The following is a 22,853-nucleotide window of genomic DNA, read 5'->3' as shown; positions in this document are numbered from 1 at the left end:
ATGAACAAGATATATATCCTATTATTTTCACTGGTTTTAGTAGCCTGCGGAAATTCAGAAAAGACAACAGAACTAGTTCCTGAAACGGAAACACATAACGACGACATCACCATTACAAAAGCACAATTTGAAGGCGAAAAAATGGCTTTTGGCACCTTAGCCGAATACGATTTTAACGAAACCGTAAAAGTAAACGGAATGATAGATGTGCCACCAAAAAACAAATCTAGCGTTTCTACTTTTACAGGTGGTTATATTACAAAAACACCATTGTTAGTTGGAGATAGGGTAAAAAAAGGACAACTTTTAGTCACCTTAGAAAATCCAGAATTTGTGGAACTACAGCAAAATTACTTGGAAGTTTCAGAGCAATTAAATTATTTAAAATCTGAATTTAACAGACAAAAAACATTGTTTGATGAAAAAATTACTTCTGAAAAAAACTATCTAAAAGCCGAAAGCGCATACAAAAGCAACCTTGCGCATTATAACGGATTACGCAAAAAATTACAAATGTTAAATCTTAATCCGAGTAGTGTAGAACAAGGACGCATTGCTTCAACTATAAACTTATATGCACCAATGAATGGTAATATTACAAAAGTTAACGTGAGTAACGGAACCTATGTTTCGCCAAGCGATGTTATCATGGAAATTATAGATATTGACCACATTCATTTGGAATTATCGGTCTTTGAAAAGGACATCATGCAAATTAAAAAAGATCAAAAAATCGAGTTTACAATTCCTGAAGCATCAAATAAAACCTTTGAAGCAGAAGTGCATTTAGTTGGTACCACAATTGATGAACAAACACGACGTGTTAAAGTACATGGACACGTAGAAAACGACAAGGAAAACTTTATTGTTGGTATGTTTGTAGATGCTGATATTATTATAGAAAGTAAAAAAGGATTCGGCTTGCCAAAAGAAGCACTAATTGAAGTTGATAATGAGTTTTTTGTTTTAATTTTAGACGAAGAAAATACAGATGAATTTCATTTTGAAACGTTTAAATTAGAGCTTGGAAAACAAACGGAAGCCTATGTCGAAATTTTAAATTCTGAAGCTTTAAAGGATAAACAAATAGTGATTAAAGGCACAAATATGTTACTAAATAATGGCGAAGGAGGACACACTCATTAAGTCCAACTTAAATCTATATTATCAATATTAGTTTTTTTAACGCAACCTTTTATTACATTTGACATCTATAAAAGGTATGCTTTTTGATAAGTAATACTTTTTAATCAATAAAACTAACATATGAAAAAATCAATTGTAGTATTCGCTTTATTACTAAGCTCTTTTTATGGCTTTGCACAAGAGACAGATAACGACGCTTTAGCCATTAATAAAAAACACGAGTTAAGACTTGGAGTAGTTAAATTATTAGCTGGACCAATCTTTGAAGGTGTTTATGAGTATGTCCCGAATAGCAATACTGGTTATGGTGCTGCATTACTTTTTAACTTAAGTGGTGATAATTCTTACCCTGAAGATTACTCTTTAACCCCTTTTTACAGAATGTATTTTCAAACTAAAGAAGATTATGGTGCAAAAGGTTTTTTTGTTGAAGGATTTACTTCTTTTTTTGGTGGAACTAATGATGATTATTATGATTATTTATCTAGTGATGGTACCTCTCAATTTAGAGAAGGTGACAATTTTTTTGACATTTCAATAGGACTTGCATTAGGAAAAAAGTGGATTAACTCTTCTGGTTTTGTCTTTGAAGCAAAAATTGGTGCAGGACGAAACTTATTAAATGGTAGTGAGTTTGATGCTTTAATTAAAGGTGATTTATATGTAGGTTATAGGTTTTAAGCTTTAATTTAATACAACCAATTATGAAAAAAACAGTTATAGTACTTACTCTTCTTTTAACGTCTTTTTTTGGATTATCTCAAGAAGATATTGAAATAGAAGAATCTAACAAAAATGAAATATCTACTAATCTACTAGACCTAGTTGTTGCTGGATCTTTTAATGTTAATTACGAACGTTATTTAGACAAAAATCAATCGCTGTTTATAGGAGCAACCTTCTTTGATACTTTTGCCTATTTTGATGCAGGTAATATAAAAAACACAAATGCAGTAAGTTTAAAAGCTGCTTATATAATCTATTTTTCGAAGAAAAAAGATCATGCAGGTTTTTTCTTTTATCCACAAGCAAGGATAAGAACAGGAGAAGTAACTATTGAAGATTACTACTATTATTACGATGTTTCAGACACTCCATCTGATTATATTTATACTAATGATACCACCTATGATGTTGGAAGTTTTTCATTAGGATTTGGTATTGGACATAAGTGGGTTTTTAATGATAAATTTACACTTGGAATTAATGCAGAAATAGGACGTGTATTGGCAGGCGAAATAAACACAGACTATCTAGATTATGTAGAGCCTAGATTTGGTGTTAATTTTGGTATTCGTTTTTAAAACAAACCTCAATAGAACATAAAAAAAAGCCCAAACTATTAGTTTGGGCTTTTTTTTATTTTAAAGAAATTTCTGCTTTCGCAAGAATGTGTGTTACATTTTCATTAACCACTCTTTAACATCAACTTCTTTTTTAATTATGTCTTTAAGGTCTGAGATTGCAACACGCTTTTGTTCCATAGTATCTCTGTGTCTTATAGTAACTGTGTTGTTATCTAAAGTGTCATGATCTACTGTAATACAAAAAGGTGTTCCAGCAGCATCTTGACGTCTGTAACGTTTACCTACAGCATCTTTTTCGTCATAAAACACGTTAAAATCCCATTTTAAATCTTCAATTATTTGTTTTGCTATTTCTGGCAATCCATCTTTTTTAACTAATGGAAAAACTGCTGCTTTTGTAGGTGCTAAAACTGCTGGCAATTTTAAAACTGTCCTTACACTTCCATCTTCTAGTGTTTCGTCCATTAATGAATTAGAAAACACTGCTAAAAACATACGATCTAAACCTATTGATGTTTCTAACACATAAGGTGTGTAGCTAGCATTCTCTTCATGATCAAAATATTGTAGCTTTTTACCAGAAAATTCTTCGTGTTGTTTTAAATCAAAATCTGTACGAGAGTGGATACCTTCTAATTCTTTAAATCCAAACGGAAATTTAAACTCGATATCTGTTGCTGCATCTGCATAATGTGCTAGTTTTTCGTGGTCATGAAAACGGTAGTTTTCTTCACCTAAACCAAGTGACTTATGCCATTTAAGACGCGTCTCTTTCCAATAATCAAACCACTCTTTCTGTGTTCCTGGTTTAATAAAATATTGCATTTCCATTTGTTCAAACTCACGCATTCTAAATATAAATTGTCTTGCAACAATCTCGTTTCTAAACGCTTTACCTGTTTGTGCAATTCCAAATGGAATTTTCATACGTCCTGTTTTTTGGACGTTTAAAAAGTTGACAAAAATACCTTGTGCTGTTTCTGGACGCAAATACAAATCCATTGCAGTCTCAGCAGATGCACCTAGTTTGGTACCAAACATTAGGTTAAACTGTTTAACGTCTGTCCAGTTTCTGCTTCCTGATAAAGGGCAAGCAATTTCTAGCTCTTCAATTAATGCTTTAACGTCTGCTAAATCTTCGTTTTCTAAAGATTTACCTAAACGTTTTAATATGGTATCTATTTTTTCTTGATAGCCAACAACTCTTCCGTTTGTAGATATAAATTCTTCTTTATTAAAAGCGTCTCCAAAACGTTTTGCAGCTTTTTTGACTTCTTTTTCTATTTTAGTTTCAATTTTAGCACAGTAATCTTCTACTAAAACATCTGCACGATAGCGTTTTTTTGAGTCTTTATTATCTATTAATGGATCGCTAAAAGCATCAACATGACCTGAAGCTTTCCAAGTGGTTGGATGCATAAATATTGCTGCATCTAATCCTACTATATTATCGTTTAATTGCACCATTGCTTTCCACCAATAGTCGCGTATGTTTTTCTTTAATTCTACACCATTTTGAGCGTAGTCATAAACTGCACTAAGTCCATCATAGATTTCGCTACTTTGGAACACGTAACCATACTCTTTTGCGTGAGAGATTACTTTTTTAAATTGATCTTCGTTGTTTGCCATAATAGCACAAAGATAAACGATAAATAAAAGTGTGCAATGCACTTGTCTTTACTTTTTTTATTGAAGTTAAAAAGTAATAATAACTATTAGTTTTTTTGACAAGTATAAACAAATGCTGGTGGAATGTTTAAAGGCTCAAAACCTAAAGACACATGACCTTTAAATGTTTTTTTTAATGCAGAATAATACGTTAAACTATATTGATATTGAAAGAAGTATCCTTTTGGATTTAAACAATTATAAGCGTTTGCAAGTATAGAGTCTGTAATTGGTTTTGGGATATTAGTAAGTGGAAGACTTGATACAATATAATCTGTAGTTTCAAAACCATGTTTTTTTAACACATCCATTACTGCGTCTGCAGATTGGTTAGACACTATTAATCTTGGGTCTTCAATCTTTAATAATGCTTTATAAAATTTTTCGTTTATTTCAAAAGAAACAAGTGTTGCATCTGGTTGCATGCGTTTTAAAATCTCTTTAGTAATGACTCCATTACCAGGACCAAACTCTATAATTAGTTTTGCTGTTTTAAAGTCAATTCCCTTTAATAGTTTTGATGCTAAAAATCTGGAGCTAGGAAATAAGGTTCCAGAAGTTTTTAAACTTTTAAGTGATTCTTTTAAAAAGAGAATTTTATTCAAAATTATTGATTTAAGCTATTTTTAAACGAATATAAGGTTTTTATTACTTCGTTTAAAAGCAAAATAAAACCATTACAACTGTAATGGTTTTATTTATACTGCAATTTATTTGTTATTTAAGTGTTATTGAGGTACTTCCCAATCTAATATTATCATTAAATACATTAACAAAATATACACCTTTGGTTAGAGGTTGATCAATATCTGTTGTAATTAATGCATTAATATTTACATCTTCGTTTTTATAATCTACTTTAATTTTTTTACTAAAAATTAAAGATTGCTTTCCAAAATTTACAGATCCTTGGTCAGAAATAACGTTGTTATTTGGATTTAAAATTTGGATATAAATGTCTTTTTCTCCTCCTTTTACAAATTTGTTTTTGGATAGTGTAAACTCTATATAAAGCTTTTTTGCTTTATTAGAGTTTTGGGTACTTACAATTTTTTTTGAAGTTACACGCTTAACTGCTTTTGCGCTAAGTTGATCAATCTCTAAATTGCTGATACTTTTAATTTTTTCTGAAAGATTTGTATTGGTTAAAACCAAATCTTCATTTTTAGCTTTTAAAGACGTTGTTACACTTTTAGCACCTAAAAGATCTTGTTCGACTTTTTTTGCTTTAACAGAAAGGCGTTGATTTTCGTTTTTTAGTGTTGTTACTAAATCTAATACTTCTGCTTTTTCTTTTTGCAAAAGTTTGATTTTGGTACGAAATACAGCTAATAACGAGGCACTAGGTTTTAGTGTTTTAATAGAATCTAAAATACGTTCTATTTTTATTTTAGAATGTTCAAGCTTACCGTTTAGGGCTTTACTTTCTACTTGAACACTTTCATAACGTTTTATCATTTCTGACAATTCGTTTTCTAAAAGTTTTTTTTCTTGTATGATATAAGTTTTATAACCTTCTAATGTATTATAATTAGAATAGCTATATGACCCTAAAACCACAAAAGCTACAACCAATGAACCAATTATTAATCTGTAGTTAAAGGAATGAGGGAAAACTATCATGATTAAATTAATTACAATTTAAAAATATTGATTAATTATTTAGGTATCTATTATTAATCGATAAATGGGAAAAATAATTGTTAAACTATCTTTTAAAACAAAAAACGCTTTGGTAAATTACCAAAGCGCTTTTTTAATAAATGGACTAATATTTATGTCTTTACATTATTTAAGGGATAATGTTGATTTACCTACCAATCTATTCTCGTGATATATATTTATATAATAATTTCCTTTTTCTAGAGATTCTCCTTCAGATGGCTCAATAAAAATACACTCTTGTAAACTATTATTATCATAGTCTACTACTATTTTTTGACTGTAAATTAATGATGCATCACCAATCTTAACATCTCCTTTATCTCCAACAACATTACTATTTGGGTCTAGGATTTGTATATATAATTCTTTTTTTCCTTTATCGCTAAACCTATTCTCTGGAATTGTAAAACATACATTTAACTTTTTAGCTCTTCTTGCAGAAGTAGTACTTTTTATAGTTCCGCTATTAGTAATACGTTTTACACCTTCAACAAAGACATCTTTAACACTCAAGACTTTAGCCTTGTTCATTATTTCTTCGTTCTTACTATTTATTCTAGATAAGGTAGTGTTTCTGGTTTTTAAAGTTTCTGTAACAGACATAGTTTGGTCTAACTCCATACCAACACGAAGCGTTTCTTCTTTTAAAAACTCGTTTTCTGCATTTAATTGATCAACTAATGCAAGTATCCTTTTGTTTTCATCTTTAAGAACCTGTAATTGCTTTTTGTAATGTGCTACTAAATAAACATCTGGTTTTAAGTATTTTACAGAATCTAGTATACGAGCAATCTTGATTTGTGAATTTTCTAATTTAGATTGTATCTCTCTATTATCAATTTTTAGCGCATTATAATTTATGGCCATTTGATTTAGCTCTACTTCCACAGAAGCATTCTCTTCTAAAAGAAATTTGTGATACTCGTTTAAAGACGTATAGTTTGTATAACTATAATAACCTAAAGCGCAGATTAGTGATGTAAGGGCAACAATAACTAACTTTAGATTATAGATTTGGGGTTTTATAATCATCAGTTCTAATATTTGGTTCAAAAGTATTACAATTCTCTTGAGTATTTAGGAATTTTTCGATAACTTGATTAAAATATTAGTTAAAGTATTATTTTACAACATTTTAAAGGTGTTTTTTGCATTTTAACCGTAACTCAACTTTCATTAAATCAGTAATTTATGAGTATTAAAGCATTAACAGATCTGTTTTTTCCGGAGGTTTGTAATGCTTGTAAAAGCTATTTATCAGATAACGAAGTTTTTTTATGTACAAATTGTAGACATGACTTACCAACTACAAATTTTCATTTAGAGAATGATAGCTTTGTTAAAAATGTCTTTTATGGAAGAGCAAAAATAGAAGCTGCTACTGCTTTATTACGTTTTGAAAAAAAAGGAATAGTACAGCATCTTTTACATCAATTAAAATATGGTAAAAATGAAAATGTTAGTGCTTTTTTTGGCGATTGGTTAGGCGAAGAATTAGAGACTACAAATAATTACAATACTATTGATTTAGTAATTCCTGTTCCGCTTCATCCTAAAAAACTAAAAAAAAGAGGCTACAATCAAGTGACTAAATTTGGCCAAAACATTGCTAAATCATTACAAGTAGAATATAATGAAGACCTTTTAATTAAAACTACAAATACCATAAAATCTCAAGCCAGTAAAACCAGATTAGAAAGATGGCAATTAAATAACGAAACTTTTTCCGTCAGACAAATAGACAAACTTAACAACAAACACATCTTACTTGTTGACGATATAATCACCACTGGAAACACCTTAGAAGCTTGTATTTTAGAGCTTAATAAAGCTCAAAATATAAAAATAAGTATAGCTACTATGGCAATAGCTTAAGGCATTTTTCGTTAAACGATAAATATGTTGTTAATTTGTATCTTCATTAAAAATTGGTATGCAAAATCGTCTTTTAAATTTTTGTTTTTATAGTGTTTTAGCGCTTACTTTTATTAATTGTGCTAACAGAGGAAATATTACTGGAGGTGATAAAGATATTACACCACCAGAAATTATTAGTACTGTACCAGAAAACTATTCGACAAATTTTAATAGCCAAGAAATTAGAATTTATTTTAACGAATATATTAAGGTTAAAGACCTAACTAAACAGTTAATTATCTCTCCACCAATGACTACAACTCCAGAGATTACACCTCTAGGAAGTGCTAGTAAATACATTAGAATAAAGATTTTTGACACCCTAAAACCAAATACAACTTACGCCTTTAATTTTGGAAACAGTATTGTAGATAATAACGAAGAAAACCCTTATACATATTATAAATATGTGTTTTCAACAGGAGAGCATATTGATTCTTTAAAAGTAAAAGGTAAGGTTATGGACGCTTTAAACAGAAAAACAGATCCTTTTATATCTGTTAATTTATATGAAGCAGATACAACTTATACAGACTCTATTGTTTATAATAAAAATCCAAGATATGTTACTAATACATTAGATAGTACTACCAATTTTACAATTGAAAATTTAAAAGCAGGAACGTACAAACTTATAGCCTTAAAAGACAACAACTCTAATAATAAATTTGAACAAAAATCTGATAAAATTGGATTTTATGAAGATTTTATTACAGTTACTGAAGATACTTCTAAGATTTATGAGCTTAAATTATTTAAAGAACAAATAGACTACAAAGCAGAAAAACCTAGATTGGTTTCTGGAGAAAAAATTGCTTTTGGTTTTCAAGGTCCAGACTATAAAAAAATAAAAGTTGATGTACTATCCGAAGTCCCTTCAGACTTTAAATACAGACTTGTAAAGGATCAAGAAACGGATACCTTAAACTATTTTTATAAGCCAAAGTTAAAAGTAGATTCATTAGTTTTTAAAGTCACAAACAGAAAAAAAATAGATACATTTACTGTAAGAATTAAAGACAACAAAAGAGATTCATTAGTTATTAAAGCTACACCAAATAGCACAATTGGTTTTACTGAAAATTTTATAATATCTGCTAATACACCATTAGTTAAATTAAACGAAAATAAAATTACAATATTGGACAAGGACTCTACCAATATTGATTTTAAAGCCCAATTAAACAGAAAGCATAGTTCCATTTCAATTATGTTTGATAAAAAAGAAGATAACTTGTATAAAGTACAATTACTCCCAAAAAGTATGATTAATTTTTATGGTGAAACTAATGATACTTTAAATTACAATTTAAGGACAGTAAAAGAGTCAAGTTTAGGTAGTATACGTATTGCTGTTAAAAATGGAGTTTACCCTTTAATTGTTCAATTAGTAAACGATAAAGACGAAGTCAAATATGAAAAATATTTAACCAAACCCAAACCTGTAGATTTCTTTTTTATTAAGCCTGGAAAATATTATATACGTGCTATTTTTGACACTAATAAAAACAAAATTTATGATTCTGGAGTGTTTTTAAAAACAAGGCAGCCAGAACGTGTTAGTTATTCTGAAAAACAGATAGAAATAAGAGTTGGTTGGGATTTAGTTGAAGAATTTATTCTAAACTAAACGCATCTGCATCATCTAAAAAACGTAGTTTGTTCCTTGTTGTTTCAATATGATATTTGGTTAACATAACTTCCTTAACACCTTCCTTATCTGGCTTTAAATTAGTTAGTTTTTCACCTAAAGTATTATAAACTGCAGAGTGTCCTGGATAGTCAAAATTATTAGCATCTAATCCAACTCTATTTACACCAACACAATAGCTCATGTTTTCAATAGCTCTAGCTTGTAATAAGGTATCCCAAGCTTTTATGCGTTTTTTAGGCCAATTAGCTACATAAATTAAAACATTGTAATCTTGCTTATTTCGGGACCAAACTGGAAAACGTAAATCATAACAAATAAGTGGTCTAATTTTAAACCCTTTGTAATCAATAATAACTTTACTATTTCCACTTGTGTATACTTTGTCTTCTCCTGCTAAAGTAAACGCGTGACGTTTGTCATACGTGTTTATTACTCCATTTGGATGCACAAAAACTAAACGGTTATAATAACTATCTGCTTCTTGTATTACCAAACTTCCAACTATAGCAATTTTTTGTTCATTTGCTAAAGACTTTAACCATTGTATGGTTTGACCTTCCATAGTTTCTGCAACAGACTCTGGAGACATTGTAAAGCCAGAGGTAAACATTTCTGGCAATACAACAAGATCTATATTTTTAGATAGTTTTTTGATTTTAGCACTAAAATTAATCCAGTTTTGAACTGGATTTTCCCACACCAAATTGGATTGGATAATGGCTATATTTAAAGTGCTATCAGCCATTTTAAAGCTTATTTAATTTTTGCTGTGCTTTGTCTACTTTTTGGTTATACTTTTCAATTTTACCTAACCATTTAGACTCGTCATTTGGAGATAATTTTCCTTTTTGCTTTAACTTTTCAAACTTCTTTTCAGCTTTACTTAAGTTATCTTTTGCTTTGCTTAAGGCTTTCTCTGCACTTTCTCTTTTAGCAACTACTTTTTCTGCTTTTTTACGCTCTTTTTCGGCCTTCTTTCTTGCTTTTTCAGCTCGTTTTCGTTCTTTCTCTGCTGCTTTGCGTTCTTTAGCTTCTTCTTTTAATGCTTTTGCTTCTGCTTTTGCCTGCTTTTCTCTTTGTTTAGCATATTTTTCTTCTTGCTTTTCTTTCTTCTCTATTTCATTTAAAAGTGCTCTTTTTTCTTTTGCTAAATCTAATATTTTTGTCTTCTGCTCTTTAGTTAACGTCTCAGACACATCTTCTCCGTTTAAAGAAATAGATTTATTTTTTACTTGATACACTTCGTCTTCAAGGTTAACTTCTTGTGCAAAGCTGCTACATGTGATTAAAAAAGTAAGGGTAAACAGTAATTGTAATGATTTCATTTTTTGTAAAATTTAGGGTTTAAAAATATATACAATTTATCAAAAATTAGTCCAGATTTAAACTATTCTTAACTTTTTTAATAAATCTGCTTTATAGGTTCTTCCAATTGGTAAACGTTGTGTATTTATATAGACCTCGTTTCCAGAAATTTTACTAACATAATTAGTATTAATTATATACGATTTATGGGTCTGAATAAATTGCTGTTTTGGCAATTTTTCTGTCCAATTTTTTAACGAATCTATATAAGACAAGCGTTGTGTTTTGGTCACCACAGTAATATAATTACGATCTGATTCTAGGTATAGAATATTGTCTAAAATAATTTTATGAAGTGTTTTGTCGACATTTAAAAAAATAGAGTCTTCTGAGGTCTCTGTTTGGCTATGGTCCTCTTTTTCTGTAACATTTTCGGCTTTATTAATTGCTTTTAAAAAGCGGTCAAAACCAAAAGGTTTGACTAAATAATCTACAATAGTATCCAACTCAAAACTACTAACTGCATAATCTGGATAAGCAGTTGTCATTATTATTGCTGGAGGGTTTTTGATTGTTTTTATAAAGTCTAAACCAGAAATGTCTGGTAAATTAATATCTAAAAAAACAACATCTGCAGTTTGGGTTTTAAAAAAATTATGAGCTTCAATTGCTGCTTGAAATGTACCTAACAACTTGACATTTGGCAACTTACTTAAATAGTTTTTAAGTAAATTTTGAGCAGGTAATTCGTCTTCAATAATTATACAAGTCATATTAAATCTAGAGTTAAAATTACCTCAAATTGATTAGCATTATTAATAGTAAATTGATGCTTGTTTGGATACAATAAGCCCAATCTTTTTTGTAGGTTTATAAGTCCTATCTTAAAGTTGGTTGTATCTTCATTTTTACTTTCAAACTCATTAGTACAAACACAAGTTAATGTGTTGTTTTTTTCTTCGATGGTAATAAAAATCATGCTATTTAACGTACTGTGTTTAAAAGCGTTTTCAATGATTGTAATCAATAATAAAGGTGCAACTTTTTGTTGCGGATTAACTATATTAGTTTGGTAGTTTACTTGCTTAACACCTTCTGTTCTTATCTTCTGAAACTTAATATAATTATCTAAAAACTGAAGTTCTTTTTCTAAAGATACATACTTTGCATTACTGTCATACAATACATGTTTTAGATTGTCTGACAACATTAAAATTAGTTCTGGTGTTTCGGCAGGTTTTTCAATAGAATACGAGTAAATTGTATTTAAATTATTAAACAAAACATGTGGATTGATTTGAGATTTTAAAAACTTCAATTCCATTTCTGTATGTTGTCTAATCATCTCTTCCTTCTGGTCTTGTTCGTCTAAAAAACGATATAACATCCATATAAACGAAAAAAATATTAGTGGCACCAACGTCTGCCAAAGGTAATCACTCAAACATTTCATTATAGAACAGCCGCATTGTGCAAAAACATTACAATAAATCTGTGTTGCAAAAAACGAAATAGCTATAAAAAGCAAGCCATACATTAGATACCATTTTCGTTTTACAAAAAAAGGTAATAGCACTAAATTATTAACATAAACTAGCACTACAAGAATAGATAGATATTGTAAAAATGGGTTTTCTGCCCAATAATATCTAGAAAATATGAATAACGATACAAATATAAATAGCATCCAAAATAACAGATGTACTAAAATTTGCGACGTATGTTTTTTTAAGTGTTTCATAATTAGGGTTAAAGTAATTGAAAAACCTAAAACCATCAAAAAACAAAGTACAAAATCCAATAAAAGCATTACAAACAACACATTTAATGCAGTTTGTAACGATAAGTATGTAGTTGGTTAAAATATTTTTTAATTAAAAAGGCTTACGTGTAAGTTTGAGTTATCAAACAAAAAACCAATACTTATGAAATCATTTTTAACGCTTTCCATTTTTTTACTTAGCTTAACGTTTGCAGTTGCTCAAACAATAAATAACGAAGTAGTTGATGATAAAGGAAAAGCAAAATTACTAGGACCAATTAACAAAAAAGGGCTTCAAAAAGAAGCTTATAAAGACTGGTTTAACAAAAATCATGACAATTATATTGTTAACGACAAATTTGTAGAGACTTTTAAAGACTCGCTTAAAGACTATAAAATCAAGGTCTTTTTAGGGACTTGGTGTGGTGATAGTAAAAAAGAAGTACCTAGACTTTACAATGTATTAGAAACTGCCGATTTTAACATGAACAACCTTGAAGTTATTGCTTTAGACAACGTTAAAGAGCATTATAAACAAGGTCCAAATAGTGAAGAAAAAGGCTATAAAATACACAGAGTACCCACTTTTATTTTTTATAAAGACGACAAAGAAGTTAGTAGAATTGTAGAACATCCTGTTGAAACTTTAGAACGCGATATTGAAAAAATAGTAACTAATAAAAGGTATACTTTTAATTATATAGCAGCAAACTATGTACAACATTTATTGGAAGAAAAAACAATTGAAGACTTACAAAAGGAAGAAGGTAACCTTGTTGCTAAACTATCCGAATTTGTAAAAGGAACCAGAGAATTAAACACTTTAGGTTATGTCTTACTACGTGCTAAGGAATATGAAAAAGCAACCTATATTTTTAAACTAAACACACTTATATTTCCATATAAATCTAATGTTTATGATAGTTTAGCAGAAGCTTATTTTGAAACCAAAAACTATACTGAAGCTTCAAAAAATTATTATAAAGTCTTAAGTCTAAACCCAGAAGATAAAAATGCTTTGGAAATGCTTGAAAAAATTAAACTAGCAACAAAAGAGTAATCTTACCTTCTGCTATTCAGTTTTAGATTAATCTTCTTTTAAATAAAGGAAGATTAATCTATTATATTTCGTCCTTATTTATTTCATGTTTTTTATCTTTGAAAGTAATCAAAAATAATAATTATGAGATTTTTAAAATTCATTTTACTTTTTATAGCTTTTAATGTTTCTGCACAACAAGGTGGTATGTGGATTCCTTCGTTATTAGAAGGTATGAACGAAACAGAAATGACCAATCTTGGTAGTAAACTAACTGCTAAAGATATTTACGATGTCAATAACTCTAGTTTAAAAGATGCAATTGGTCATTTTAATGGTGGTTGTACTAGCGAAGTGATAAGCGACAAAGGTCTAATATTAACCAATCATCATTGTGGTTTTGGTCAAATACAATCACATTCATCATTAGAAAACGATTATTTAAAAGATGGTTTTTGGGCTATGTCTTTAGACGAAGAATTGCCAAACGAAGGATTATTTATCGAGTTTATTGTTAGAATTGAAGACATAACCACTCAAGCATTGTCTGGAATTACAGATAGTATGACTGAAAAAGAAAAGCAGTCTTTAATAGACAAAAACAGTAATGCTTTTCAAAAAACAGTTACAAAAGAAGCTTGGCAAGACACTAAAGTAAAATCTTTTTACAACGGAAACCAATATTTCTTATTCGTTACAGAACGTTTTGAAGACATCAGATTAGTTGGTGCTCCACCAACAAGTATTGGTAAGTTTGGAAGTGATACAGACAACTGGGTTTTCCCTAGACATACAGGAGATTTTTCTATGTTCAGAATTTATGCAGATGCAAATAACAGACCAGCAAAATATAGTAAAGACAACCAACCATACAAACCAAAACACTTTTTACCTGTCTCTTTAGATGGTGTTGAAGAAGGCGATTTTACTATGGTTTTTGGTTTTCCTGGTCGTACAAACGAGTATTTACCAGCTGTAGCTATACAGCACATTACTGAAGAGTTTAACCCAACAAATATTGCTATTCGTGAAGCAGCTTTAAAAGTTATTGATGCTAAAATGAAAGAAAGTGATGCTGTTAGAATTAAATATGCATCAAAACAAGCACGTATTGCTAATGCTTGGAAAAAATGGATTGGCGAAAATCTTGGTATTGAAAAAAGTGATGCAGTAGCAAAAAGACGTGCTTTTGAAGCCACTTTTACTAAAGCGTTAAACGAAAAAAATCTTGAAGACCAATATGGAAATATTCTATCTGATTTTGATAAACTTTACAAAGATTTTGGACCAATAAACATCAAACGCAGAAATTTTATTGAAGTCTTTTTGGTTACTAACGAGTTAATGCAAATGACGTTTAGAGCTTATCAAATGGAACAAGCCATTACAGCAAAACCAGAAGCTTTTGAAAAAGCTAAAGCAGGTTTAATAACTAGACTTAAAGGCATCCACAAAAACTACGATGTACAAGTAGACAAAGGTGTTTTTAATAATGTCATGCCTTTTTACAATAATAATGTAGATGCTTCTATTTATGAAAAAACTGCGTTTACCAATTTAGAATCTGCTTTAAAATTATTGGATGGTAATGCAAAAACTGTACTTAAAAAACTAAATAAAGATGCAGCATATAAGTATGCAAAACCAATGATTGCTAAGTTTTACAATACAATAGATAAAGAATACCAAGAAAAAAACGAACCAATTACTGCTTTACAAACCAAGTACATGACTGCATTAATGGATGCTTTACCAAATGCACGCTATTTTCCAGATGCAAATAGTACACTTCGTGTCACTTATGGTCAAGTAAGAGGTTATTCTCCAAGAGATGCTGTGTATTATAATCCAGTAAGTTATTTAGATGGTGTTGTAGAAAAATATGTACCTGGAGATTACGAGTTTGATGTACCAGAAAAACTTTTAGAGTTACACAAAAATAAAGATTATGGACAATATGCAGATAGTAACGGAAAAGTGCCTGTTTGTTTTTTAGGAACCAATCACACCACAGGAGGAAACTCTGGTAGTCCAGCAATTGATGCAAACGGAAACCTAGTTGGTCTTAATTTTGATCGTGTTTGGGAAGGTACTATGAGTGATATGAATTACGATCCGGAAATTTGCCGAAACATAATGGTAGATTTACGCTATGTGCTTTTTATTGTAGATAAATACGCTGGAGCAACACATTTAATTGACGAAATGAAATTAGTACATCCTAAAAAGGATAAATAACAAATCATTAATTATAATTCAAACCTCATAAGTTTAAAACTTATGAGGTTTTTTATTTTACAATAAAAACCAGTATTCTTAAGTTATAATATCACTAACCAACATGTTTTAACTATCAAAAAATTCAACTTTTTAATAATAGTCATTTTGTGTTTTATAAGTTGTAATAAACTTAAAACCGAAAGCATCTCATTAAACTCTCCTGAAAATACTAAAATCCAAAACAAAAAAACCAATAACAATTATACTGGTTTGGATAGTACAACACTTGGTATTAATTTTAAGGCAAACGGAAATTACAACACAATACAATCTAAAATAAATAGTGATAAAAGCTATTTTAAAGCCTTGTATGCCACCAATAAGAACAAAGCAATTGATAGCGCATCAAAATATTTATACCATAAATTAATTAATGATATTACACCACATTGGTATGGCACAACTTGGGATTTTAATGGTCACACAAATACACCAAATGAAGGTTTAATTGCTTGTGGTTACTTTGTGTCAACTACTTTAAAACATTTAGGTTTTAACCTAAATCGTTATAAAATGGCACAACAAGCTGCTTTAAACGAAGCTAAAGCTTTACAACCTAAACAAGATTTAAAAATATATAGCAACCTTACTTTTAAAAGCTTAAAAAGTGAATTAAATCAAGTATATAACGATGGAATTTATTTAGTTGGTTTAGATAATCATGTAGGTTATCTATTAATTAAAGATAAAGAATTGTATTTTTTACATTCTAGTTATTGCGACAATAAAGTAGTTATTGAATTAGCTGAAACGTCTCCTTGTTTTAGATCTAATTTATATGTTTTTGCCGAAATTACAACAAACGATGATTTGATTAAAAAATGGATGTTTAATGAAACTTTGGTTGTTCCTACGAGTTAATTATTTATAAAATGAAATTTACATTTACACTTTTATTACTGTTTTATTTTTCAATTAATAGTATTATCAAAAAAGATACTGATATCGATTATCAAACACCAAAAATTAAAATTTTTTCAAAATTTAATAATCAAAATATTGTTTACAGAGGAATCATTAATCCTATAGTAATTAAAATCGAAAATAATCTTTCTTACACTGCTTCTGGTGATGGCTTAAAAAAAATTGATGATTTAGGAAATTATAAGCTTTCTCCTCAAACAGGAAAAGAAATTATAATTACTGTAACCGGAAAGTCTTTTTCATTTTCAAAAACATTTAAAATAAAAGATATTGGAATTGGAACAAGTCAAATAAACGGAAAGAGTTGTAAAAAATGTGAAATAAGATTATCTAGAAAAGAACTAAGTAATGGTAAAGTATCCTATGCATTTCCTGATTTATTAATTGATGGATTAAAAACAGAAGTGGTTAGTTTTAGCTTAAAAATTCCTGGGAAACCTACTAAAAAAATAAAAGGAAATAGGATTAAATCATCTTTATTAATTAAAGATATCCTAAAAATAAAAAGAGGTACTTTGGTGCAAATTTTTGACATTCAAATAAAATCAAATCTTACTGCAAGAATTTGTAAAACGGTTCCAATGCAAATTAGGATAATAGGATAAACTCTAAACAATCTCCATTTTCTTCAACAAGAAACTAGCATTCATGTTTTGACAAATTCCTTTTTTAAAGGTGTAATCAAAATAGAGTTCGTCATCAATAATTTGTGCATCAAAATAGTAGTTTTTTACTTCTTCTAATTCTTTTTCAATTTCGCATAAGCTTAAATCGTGTGTTGCAATAATACCTGTTGCGTGACTTGCAACTAGCTTCTCAACAAACTTTCTGGAACCAATTGCTTTGTCTGTACTATTTGTTCCTTTTAAAATTTCGTCTAAAATAATAAAGTAATTATCTTCTTTTATAGCATCAACAATGTACTTTAAGCGTGTTAATTCAGAAAAGAAATAACTACTATCATCTGTTAAACTATCGCTTGTACGCATACTTGTAATTAACTTGACTGGACTATAAACAGACGATTTTGCACAAACTGGCAATCCAATGTTTGCCATAACAATATGCAAGGACACTGTACGCAAAAATGTACTTTTCCCAGCCATATTTGCTCCTGTAATAATAAAAAACTCTTGATTTTTTATTTCAAAATCATTGTCAACACGTTTTTCTGTTTTCAATAAAGGATGTCCTAACTGTGTGACCTTAGTATCTTTATTTATAGCTATTATTTCTGGATAAGTATAATGTTGATGGTTAAAAGCGTAATTACCAAAACTGTTGTAAGCATCAAAAAAGCTAACCACATCAAACCAATGATCTACGGTAGATTTATAGTTTTCAATCCATTGCTCAATAGTAAAAGTATGCTTTATGTCTGTAATAAAATAACCGTTTCCAAAAATGGCAGAAATCAAGTTATTACGGTTATCCAAAGCATCCATTGCTTTTGATAATTCGTTTAAAATAGCTGACGCTTTTTTGTCTTTTAAATTAATTTCTGCTTGCTTATCTAATAATAATTTGGAAGTGAATGTTTCGGTTTCAATAGCTTTTAACAAAGCTGCATATTGTCTAAACGTATCACGCATACGATCTGTATTTGCGCTTAAAATATTAATTTTTTTAACATATCGACCTGTAATAAATAAACCAATAAATAACCAATATGCAATGATTGCAATTGGAATAATTTTAGTAAAAGCTAATACACCAATAACAAGCGTTATTATGGAAAGTACTAAAGGAATAAATTTAAAGATTTTTGGTAAAAACGATTGATGCGATTTTAAAAATTTAAGTATCTTTTTTGCTTCTGTTTCTACTTTAATTAAACTTGCTGTGGCATGAAATTGTTGCCTCCAATCTTGTTTTTGAGACAATTCTTTAATGGCTTCTTGCCTTAACTTTATATCTTCAATATTATTAGCTTTTAAGCTATTTGCTAAAGTTAATGAACCATCAATATTTGTTGTCCTATCTATAAACTGAAAAAAACTACCTCTTCCAAACAAATCAATATCTAATGCATAATTATGATTTGAATCATGAAATTGTAAGCCTTCATTTTTATAAAAAAAATCACCTGAAGCTATTTTAATTTCTTCTTTATTAATTTTTAATAATTCTTGCTTTAATTTATAAGTAGATTTTATATTGGTATATCTAGATAATAGATAGATAAAAACTACAATACCAACCAGCAATATACCTCCAAAAATAGTCCAATTATTAAACGTAAAATACAAGCCAATTGCTGTAGCAATAAACACTAAAAGTCTAGCAATACTTAAACTAGTTAATTGCTTGTATAGTTTAGATACCTCAGCAGTATAATTTGTAATATTTGAATTGTAATATGTTGTTGCGTCTGTCATTTGTATTATAAATCTAAGCTGTCAAACTGATTAAAAACAGTAATTATTGTTTGCACTGCATCTTTATAGAATTGCTGATCGATATTTATAAAATCGTCAGTTGGTTTGTGGTAATCTTCATGATCTGCAACTCCAAAATAAATAAACGGAATATTTGCTTTATGGAATGCAGCATGATCGCTTGAGTAAGTCCAATCGTCTCCTTTTGTTAATCCTTCGTGACCAATAACTAAATCTACAGAACCTATATCTTTAAAGTTTTCTATTGTTGGTTTTAATTGTGGATAATAACGCGTACCTACTGCAAATAATTCTTTTTTCTCGCTTCGGCTAATCATATCCATATTTAAGTTTAGCACAATATTTCTTTGCTGAATAACATTATCATTCACAAAATGATAGGCACCTTTTAAACCTAATTCTTCACCATCAAAAGCTGCTAAAATTACATTATGCTTTGGAGGGTTTTTAGCAAAATATTCAGCAAAAGCAAATAATGCACTTACACCTGAAGCATCATCATCTGCTCCATTATAAATTTGTCCATTCTTTACACCTTCATGATCGTAATGAGCCGATAAAACTATATGTTTTCTATTATTTTCTGTTCCTTTTATTAATCCTAAAACATTTTCTGCTTGATAATTACCAAATGCAAATGGTTGGATATAGCTTCCTTTTATAGGCTTTACTTCTAAAGTTTTAAATTGATTTACGATATAGTTTTTTGCTTTTTTTGCACCTTCTGTTCCTGTACGTCTTCCTTCGTATTTATCTGACGATAACTCCTTGATGTTTTCAAGTAAATTGTCAGCATTAAAACTATAGTTTATCGTTGGTTTTACCTCAGTTTTTACTGTTGTATTGTTTTGTGTTTTACAACTAATAAACGAGAAGCTTAATGCTAAAATATATAATAGATATGCTCTTTTCATTTAAAAAAAATTATAGGTAAAGCTAATAAAAAAACCCAAGCAAATTGCTTAGGTTTTTTATATTGAGATTCCTGCATTTGCAGGAATTTGTTATCCTTTTAAGCTAGCTGCTAAATACTCACGATTCATACGTGCTATGTTCTCTAAAGAAATTCCTTTAGGACATTCAACCTCACATGCTCCAGTATTCGTACAGTTACCAAAACCTTCTTCATCCATTTGCTTAACCATGTTTAAAACACGATCTGTAGCTTCTACTTTACCTTGAGGTAATAATGCAAACTGAGATACTTTAGCTCCAACAAATAACATTGCTGATGAGTTTTTACAAGAAGCAACACAAGCACCACAACCAATACAAGTTGCTGCAGAAAACGCATCATCTGCATCTTGCTTATTAACTGGTATTGCGTTGGCATCAATTGTATTTCCAGAAGTATTTACAGAAATAAATCCTCCTGCATGTTGAATACGATCAAAAGAACTTCTGTCAACAATTAAATCCTTTACTACAGGAAAAGCAGTTGCTCTGAATGGTTCGATAGTAATAGTATCTCCATCTTTAAACATTCTCATGTGTAATTGACAAGTTGTAATACCTCTATCTGGACCATGTGCTTCTCCATTAATATATAAAGAACACATTCCGCAGATTCCTTCACGACAATCGTGATCGAAAGCTACTGGTTCTTCATCTTTATTAATTAGTTGTTCATTTAAAACATCTAACATTTCAAGGAAAGACATATCTGGAGAAATATCTGTGACTTTATAGTCAACCATACTTCCTTTATCACTAGCGTTTTTTTGACGCCAAATTTTTAACGTTAAATTCATATCCATAACTCTCTCCTTATTTGTATGATCTTTGTTTTAATTCTATATCCTTAAACTCTAATTCTTCTTTGTGTAACACAGCATCACTTGGTTCTCCTTTGTATTCCCAAGCTGCAACGTAAGCAAAATCTTTATCGTTACGTAACGCTTCACCTTTTTGTTCTCCATCTAATTCTACAGAGTCTTCTCTAAAGTGTCCACCACAAGATTCTTCTCTATTTAATGCATCTTTAGCAAATAATTCTCCTAACTCTAAGAAATCTGCTACACGACCAGCTTTTGCTAATTCTTCGTTGTATTCTTCATTAGTTCCAGGTACTTTAACTTCTTTCCAGAATTGCTCTCTTAATGCTTTAATTTCTGCAATAGCTTCTGTTAAACCTTGAACGTTTCTAGACATTCCTACTTTGTTCCACATGATTTTTCCTAATTTTTTATGGAAATAATCTACAGAGTGTGACCCTTTATTTGTAACAAAGAAATTAAGTCTTTCTTTAACTTCAGCTTCAGCTTCTTCAAATTCTTTAGAATCTGTAGAAATTGGTCCAGTTCTAATATCGTCAGATAAATAATCACCAATTGTATATGGTAACACAAAATAACCATCTGCTAAACCTTGCATTAAAGCAGAAGCTCCAAGTCTGTTTGCTCCATGATCAGAGAAGTTAGCTTCTCCAATACAGTATAAACCAGGAACGGTTGTCATTAAGTTATAATCAACCCATACTCCACCCATTGTGTAGTGTACTGCTGGATAAATCATCATTGGTGTATTGTATGGATCTTGATCTACGATCTTCTCATACATTTGGAATAAATTTCCGTATTTGTTCTTTATTACTTCTTGACCTAAAGATTTTACTAAAGCTGCATCGTTTTCATCTAATCCTTTTACATGCGCAGTTTCTTTTCCGTAACGTTGAATTGCAGAAGCAAAATCTAAAAACACAGCTTCTCCAGTTGCATTAACACCAAAACCAGCATCACAACGTTCTTTTGCTGCACGAGAGGCAACATCACGAGGTACTAAGTTTCCGAATGCAGGATAACGACGTTCTAAGTAATAATCTCTATCCTCTTCTGCTAAATCTTTTGGTTTTAATGTTCCAGCTTTAATAGCCTCGACATCTTTCATGTGTTTTGGTACCCAAATACGTCCATCGTTACGTAAAGACTCAGACATTAATGTTAATTTAGACTGATGATCTCCAGACACTGGAATACATGTTGGGTGAATTTGTGTGTAACAAGGGTTAGCAAAGTATGCACCTTTTTTGTGTGCTTTCCAACCTGCTGTTACATTACTTCCCATCGCGTTAGTTGATAAAAAGAATACATTACCATAACCACCAGTTCCAAGTACAACTGCATGTGCAGAATGTCTTTCAACTTCTCCAGTAATTAAGTTACGTGTTATAATTCCACGAGCTTTTCCATCAACCTTAACAACGTCTAACATTTCGTGACGGTTGTACATTTTGATTTTTCCACGTCCAATCTGACGATTCATTGCAGAATAAGCTCCTAATAATAATTGTTGTCCTGTTTGTCCAGCTGCATAAAAAGTACGTGATACTAATACACCACCAAACGAACGATTATCTAATAATCCACCATATTCTCTTGCAAAAGGAACTCCTTGTGCAACACATTGGTCAATAATATTTGCAGATACCTCAGCTAGACGATATACGTTTGCTTCACGAGATCGATAATCTCCACCTTTTACTGTATCGTAAAATAATCTGTAAGTAGAATCTCCATCTCCTTGGTAATTTTTTGCTGCGTTAATTCCACCTTGTGCTGCAATAGAGTGCGCACGTCTAGGAGAATCTTGAAAGCAAAATGCTTTTACGTTATAACCTAGTTCTGCTAAAGTAGCAGCTGCAGATCCACCTGCTAAACCTGTACCAACAATAATAACATCTATGTTACGCTTGTTAGCTGGATTTACTAAGTCTATATGATTTTTATAATCTGTCCATTTATCTTTAATTGGACCATGAGGTATTTTAGAATCTAATGCCATAAAA

The 22,853-nt window shown here is 30.0% G+C and carries 21 protein-coding genes; 9 read left to right on the top strand and 12 right to left on the bottom strand.

Annotated elements, in window-relative coordinates; genetic code table 11:
• From SJY17_RS05090 to SJY17_RS05080, 3 genes are all read left to right on the top strand, one after another.
• Window positions 1–1,146: an efflux RND transporter periplasmic adaptor subunit gene (locus tag SJY17_RS05090; RefSeq protein WP_397364403.1), complete on the top strand. Its 1,146-nt coding sequence runs from the start codon at window positions 1–3 to the stop codon at window positions 1,144–1,146.
• A gap of 120 nt (window positions 1,147–1,266) precedes the next feature.
• The gene (locus SJY17_RS05085) at window positions 1,267–1,827 is read left to right on the top strand and encodes a hypothetical protein (protein ID WP_397364402.1); all 561 of its coding nucleotides are present in this window, start codon (window positions 1,267–1,269) and stop codon (window positions 1,825–1,827) included.
• 23 nt (window positions 1,828–1,850) lie between these two features.
• Window positions 1,851–2,450 (top strand): hypothetical protein, encoded by a 600-nt coding sequence (locus SJY17_RS05080; RefSeq protein WP_397364401.1) that lies wholly within the window; start codon window positions 1,851–1,853, stop codon window positions 2,448–2,450.
• Window positions 2,451–2,543: 93 nt separating this feature from the next.
• On the opposite strand, the gene SJY17_RS05075 is transcribed toward SJY17_RS05080, so the two are convergent.
• The 4 genes from SJY17_RS05075 to SJY17_RS05060 all read right to left on the bottom strand — a co-directional run bounded on the left by SJY17_RS05075 (window position 2,544) and on the right by SJY17_RS05060 (window position 6,821).
• Window positions 2,544–4,085 carry a glycine--tRNA ligase gene (locus tag SJY17_RS05075; protein ID WP_397364400.1) on the bottom strand — a complete coding sequence of 514 codons (1,542 nt, stop codon included), beginning with the start codon at window positions 4,083–4,085 and terminating at the stop codon, window positions 2,544–2,546.
• An 86-nt stretch (window positions 4,086–4,171) separates the two neighbouring features.
• Window positions 4,172–4,729, bottom strand: coding sequence for a class I SAM-dependent methyltransferase (locus SJY17_RS05070; RefSeq protein ID WP_397364399.1), 558 nt, complete (start codon window positions 4,727–4,729; stop codon window positions 4,172–4,174).
• 112 nt (window positions 4,730–4,841) lie between these two features.
• Complete coding sequence (locus SJY17_RS05065; protein ID WP_397364398.1) at window positions 4,842–5,747, bottom strand: hypothetical protein; 906 nt, start codon at window positions 5,745–5,747, stop codon at window positions 4,842–4,844.
• A 165-nt stretch (window positions 5,748–5,912) separates the two neighbouring features.
• Window positions 5,913–6,821, bottom strand: coding sequence for a hypothetical protein (locus SJY17_RS05060; RefSeq protein WP_397364397.1), 909 nt, complete (start codon window positions 6,819–6,821; stop codon window positions 5,913–5,915).
• 159 nt (window positions 6,822–6,980) lie between these two features.
• Here SJY17_RS05060 and SJY17_RS05055 point away from each other — a divergent pair, with 159 nt between their 5' ends.
• Complete coding sequence (locus SJY17_RS05055) at window positions 6,981–7,664, top strand: ComF family protein (RefSeq protein WP_397364396.1); 684 nt, start codon at window positions 6,981–6,983, stop codon at window positions 7,662–7,664.
• A 58-nt stretch (window positions 7,665–7,722) separates the two neighbouring features.
• Window positions 7,723–9,336 carry an Ig-like domain-containing domain gene (locus SJY17_RS05050; RefSeq protein ID WP_397364395.1) on the top strand — a complete coding sequence of 538 codons (1,614 nt, stop codon included), beginning with the start codon at window positions 7,723–7,725 and terminating at the stop codon, window positions 9,334–9,336.
• On the opposite strand, the gene SJY17_RS05045 is transcribed toward SJY17_RS05050, so the two are convergent.
• From SJY17_RS05045 to SJY17_RS05030, 4 genes are read right to left on the bottom strand one after another with little or no spacing between them, the layout of a single operon-like run.
• Window positions 9,323–10,105 carry an amidohydrolase gene (locus SJY17_RS05045; RefSeq protein ID WP_397364394.1) on the bottom strand — a complete coding sequence of 261 codons (783 nt, stop codon included), beginning with the start codon at window positions 10,103–10,105 and terminating at the stop codon, window positions 9,323–9,325. The two genes, SJY17_RS05050 and SJY17_RS05045, sit on opposite strands and share 14 nt — an antisense overlap.
• Before the next feature lies 1 nt (window position 10,106).
• Window positions 10,107–10,685, bottom strand: a complete 579-nt coding sequence (locus tag SJY17_RS05040; protein WP_397364393.1) for a hypothetical protein — start codon at window positions 10,683–10,685, stop codon at window positions 10,107–10,109.
• Between the two features lie 57 nt (window positions 10,686–10,742).
• Entirely contained in the window at window positions 10,743–11,438 is a 696-nt protein-coding gene (locus SJY17_RS05035) for a LytR/AlgR family response regulator transcription factor (RefSeq protein ID WP_397364392.1), read from the bottom strand.
• On the bottom strand, window positions 11,435–12,406 hold the full coding sequence (locus SJY17_RS05030; RefSeq protein WP_397364391.1) for a sensor histidine kinase: 972 nt from the start codon (window positions 12,404–12,406) through the stop codon (window positions 11,435–11,437). Before SJY17_RS05030 ends, SJY17_RS05035 begins: the two co-directional genes overlap by 4 nt.
• Before the next feature lie 184 nt (window positions 12,407–12,590).
• Between SJY17_RS05030 and SJY17_RS05025 the strand changes: the two genes are divergently transcribed.
• The 4 genes from SJY17_RS05025 (at window position 12,591) to SJY17_RS05010 (ending at window position 17,275) form a co-directional block, all read left to right on the top strand.
• On the top strand, window positions 12,591–13,487 hold the full coding sequence (locus SJY17_RS05025) for a thioredoxin family protein (protein ID WP_397364390.1): 897 nt from the start codon (window positions 12,591–12,593) through the stop codon (window positions 13,485–13,487).
• A gap of 123 nt (window positions 13,488–13,610) precedes the next feature.
• A complete protein-coding gene (locus SJY17_RS05020) occupies window positions 13,611–15,704 on the top strand; it encodes a S46 family peptidase (protein WP_397364389.1) in 2,094 nt (697 codons plus the stop codon).
• Window positions 15,705–15,851: 147 nt separating this feature from the next.
• The gene (locus tag SJY17_RS05015; protein WP_397364388.1) at window positions 15,852–16,607 is read left to right on the top strand and encodes a hypothetical protein; all 756 of its coding nucleotides are present in this window, start codon (window positions 15,852–15,854) and stop codon (window positions 16,605–16,607) included.
• A gap of 11 nt (window positions 16,608–16,618) precedes the next feature.
• Window positions 16,619–17,275 carry a GldM family protein gene (locus tag SJY17_RS05010; RefSeq protein ID WP_397364387.1) on the top strand — a complete coding sequence of 219 codons (657 nt, stop codon included), beginning with the start codon at window positions 16,619–16,621 and terminating at the stop codon, window positions 17,273–17,275.
• A 3-nt stretch (window positions 17,276–17,278) separates the two neighbouring features.
• Here SJY17_RS05010 and SJY17_RS05005 read toward each other — a convergent pair whose 3' ends face one another.
• The 4 genes from SJY17_RS05005 to SJY17_RS04990 form a co-directional block, all read right to left on the bottom strand.
• Window positions 17,279–19,048, bottom strand: coding sequence for a DNA mismatch repair protein MutS (locus SJY17_RS05005; RefSeq protein ID WP_397364386.1), 1,770 nt, complete (start codon window positions 19,046–19,048; stop codon window positions 17,279–17,281).
• A 5-nt stretch (window positions 19,049–19,053) separates the two neighbouring features.
• On the bottom strand, window positions 19,054–19,983 hold the full coding sequence (locus SJY17_RS05000) for a M28 family peptidase (protein ID WP_397364385.1): 930 nt from the start codon (window positions 19,981–19,983) through the stop codon (window positions 19,054–19,056).
• 90 nt (window positions 19,984–20,073) lie between these two features.
• Complete coding sequence (locus tag SJY17_RS04995; protein WP_397364384.1) at window positions 20,074–20,820, bottom strand: succinate dehydrogenase/fumarate reductase iron-sulfur subunit; 747 nt, start codon at window positions 20,818–20,820, stop codon at window positions 20,074–20,076.
• A gap of 16 nt (window positions 20,821–20,836) precedes the next feature.
• The gene (locus tag SJY17_RS04990) at window positions 20,837–22,849 is read right to left on the bottom strand and encodes a fumarate reductase/succinate dehydrogenase flavoprotein subunit (RefSeq protein WP_397364383.1); all 2,013 of its coding nucleotides are present in this window, start codon (window positions 22,847–22,849) and stop codon (window positions 20,837–20,839) included.
• Between the last annotated feature and the right edge of the window lie 4 nt (window positions 22,850–22,853).

It is taken from the genome of Olleya sp. R77988 (genome assembly GCF_044594215.1).
Taxonomy (GTDB): domain Bacteria; phylum Bacteroidota; class Bacteroidia; order Flavobacteriales; family Flavobacteriaceae; genus Olleya.
The sequence above is the reverse complement of the archived record's forward strand: the minus strand, read 5'-3'. Positions and strand labels throughout refer to the sequence as shown.

Bases quoted from the DNA above. Each gene is read 5' to 3' on its own strand.
- SJY17_RS05050 (WP_397364395.1), top strand. From the start codon at position 7,723: ATGCAAAATCGTCTTTTAAATTTTTGTTTTTATAGTGTTTTAGCGCTT.
- SJY17_RS05005 (WP_397364386.1), bottom strand. From the start codon at position 19,048: ATGACAGACGCAACAACATATTACAATTCAAATATTACAAATTATACT.
- SJY17_RS05020 (WP_397364389.1), top strand. From the start codon at position 13,611: ATGAGATTTTTAAAATTCATTTTACTTTTTATAGCTTTTAATGTTTCT.
- SJY17_RS04990 (WP_397364383.1), bottom strand. From the start codon at position 22,849: ATGGCATTAGATTCTAAAATACCTCATGGTCCAATTAAAGATAAATGG.
- SJY17_RS05000 (WP_397364385.1), bottom strand. From the start codon at position 19,983: ATGAAAAGAGCATATCTATTATATATTTTAGCATTAAGCTTCTCGTTT.
- SJY17_RS05045 (WP_397364394.1), bottom strand. From the start codon at position 10,105: ATGGCTGATAGCACTTTAAATATAGCCATTATCCAATCCAATTTGGTG.
- SJY17_RS05085 (WP_397364402.1), top strand. From the start codon at position 1,267: ATGAAAAAATCAATTGTAGTATTCGCTTTATTACTAAGCTCTTTTTAT.
- SJY17_RS05025 (WP_397364390.1), top strand. From the start codon at position 12,591: ATGAAATCATTTTTAACGCTTTCCATTTTTTTACTTAGCTTAACGTTT.
- SJY17_RS05065 (WP_397364398.1), bottom strand. From the start codon at position 5,747: ATGATAGTTTTCCCTCATTCCTTTAACTACAGATTAATAATTGGTTCA.
- SJY17_RS05090 (WP_397364403.1), top strand. From the start codon at position 1: ATGAACAAGATATATATCCTATTATTTTCACTGGTTTTAGTAGCCTGC.
- SJY17_RS05035 (WP_397364392.1), bottom strand. From the start codon at position 11,438: ATGACTTGTATAATTATTGAAGACGAATTACCTGCTCAAAATTTACTT.
- SJY17_RS04995 (WP_397364384.1), bottom strand. From the start codon at position 20,820: ATGAATTTAACGTTAAAAATTTGGCGTCAAAAAAACGCTAGTGATAAA.
- SJY17_RS05080 (WP_397364401.1), top strand. From the start codon at position 1,851: ATGAAAAAAACAGTTATAGTACTTACTCTTCTTTTAACGTCTTTTTTT.
- SJY17_RS05010 (WP_397364387.1), top strand. From the start codon at position 16,619: ATGAAATTTACATTTACACTTTTATTACTGTTTTATTTTTCAATTAAT.
- SJY17_RS05055 (WP_397364396.1), top strand. From the start codon at position 6,981: ATGAGTATTAAAGCATTAACAGATCTGTTTTTTCCGGAGGTTTGTAAT.
- SJY17_RS05040 (WP_397364393.1), bottom strand. From the start codon at position 10,685: ATGAAATCATTACAATTACTGTTTACCCTTACTTTTTTAATCACATGT.
- SJY17_RS05030 (WP_397364391.1), bottom strand. From the start codon at position 12,406: ATGAAACACTTAAAAAAACATACGTCGCAAATTTTAGTACATCTGTTA.
- SJY17_RS05060 (WP_397364397.1), bottom strand. From the start codon at position 6,821: ATGATTATAAAACCCCAAATCTATAATCTAAAGTTAGTTATTGTTGCC.
- SJY17_RS05075 (WP_397364400.1), bottom strand. From the start codon at position 4,085: ATGGCAAACAACGAAGATCAATTTAAAAAAGTAATCTCTCACGCAAAA.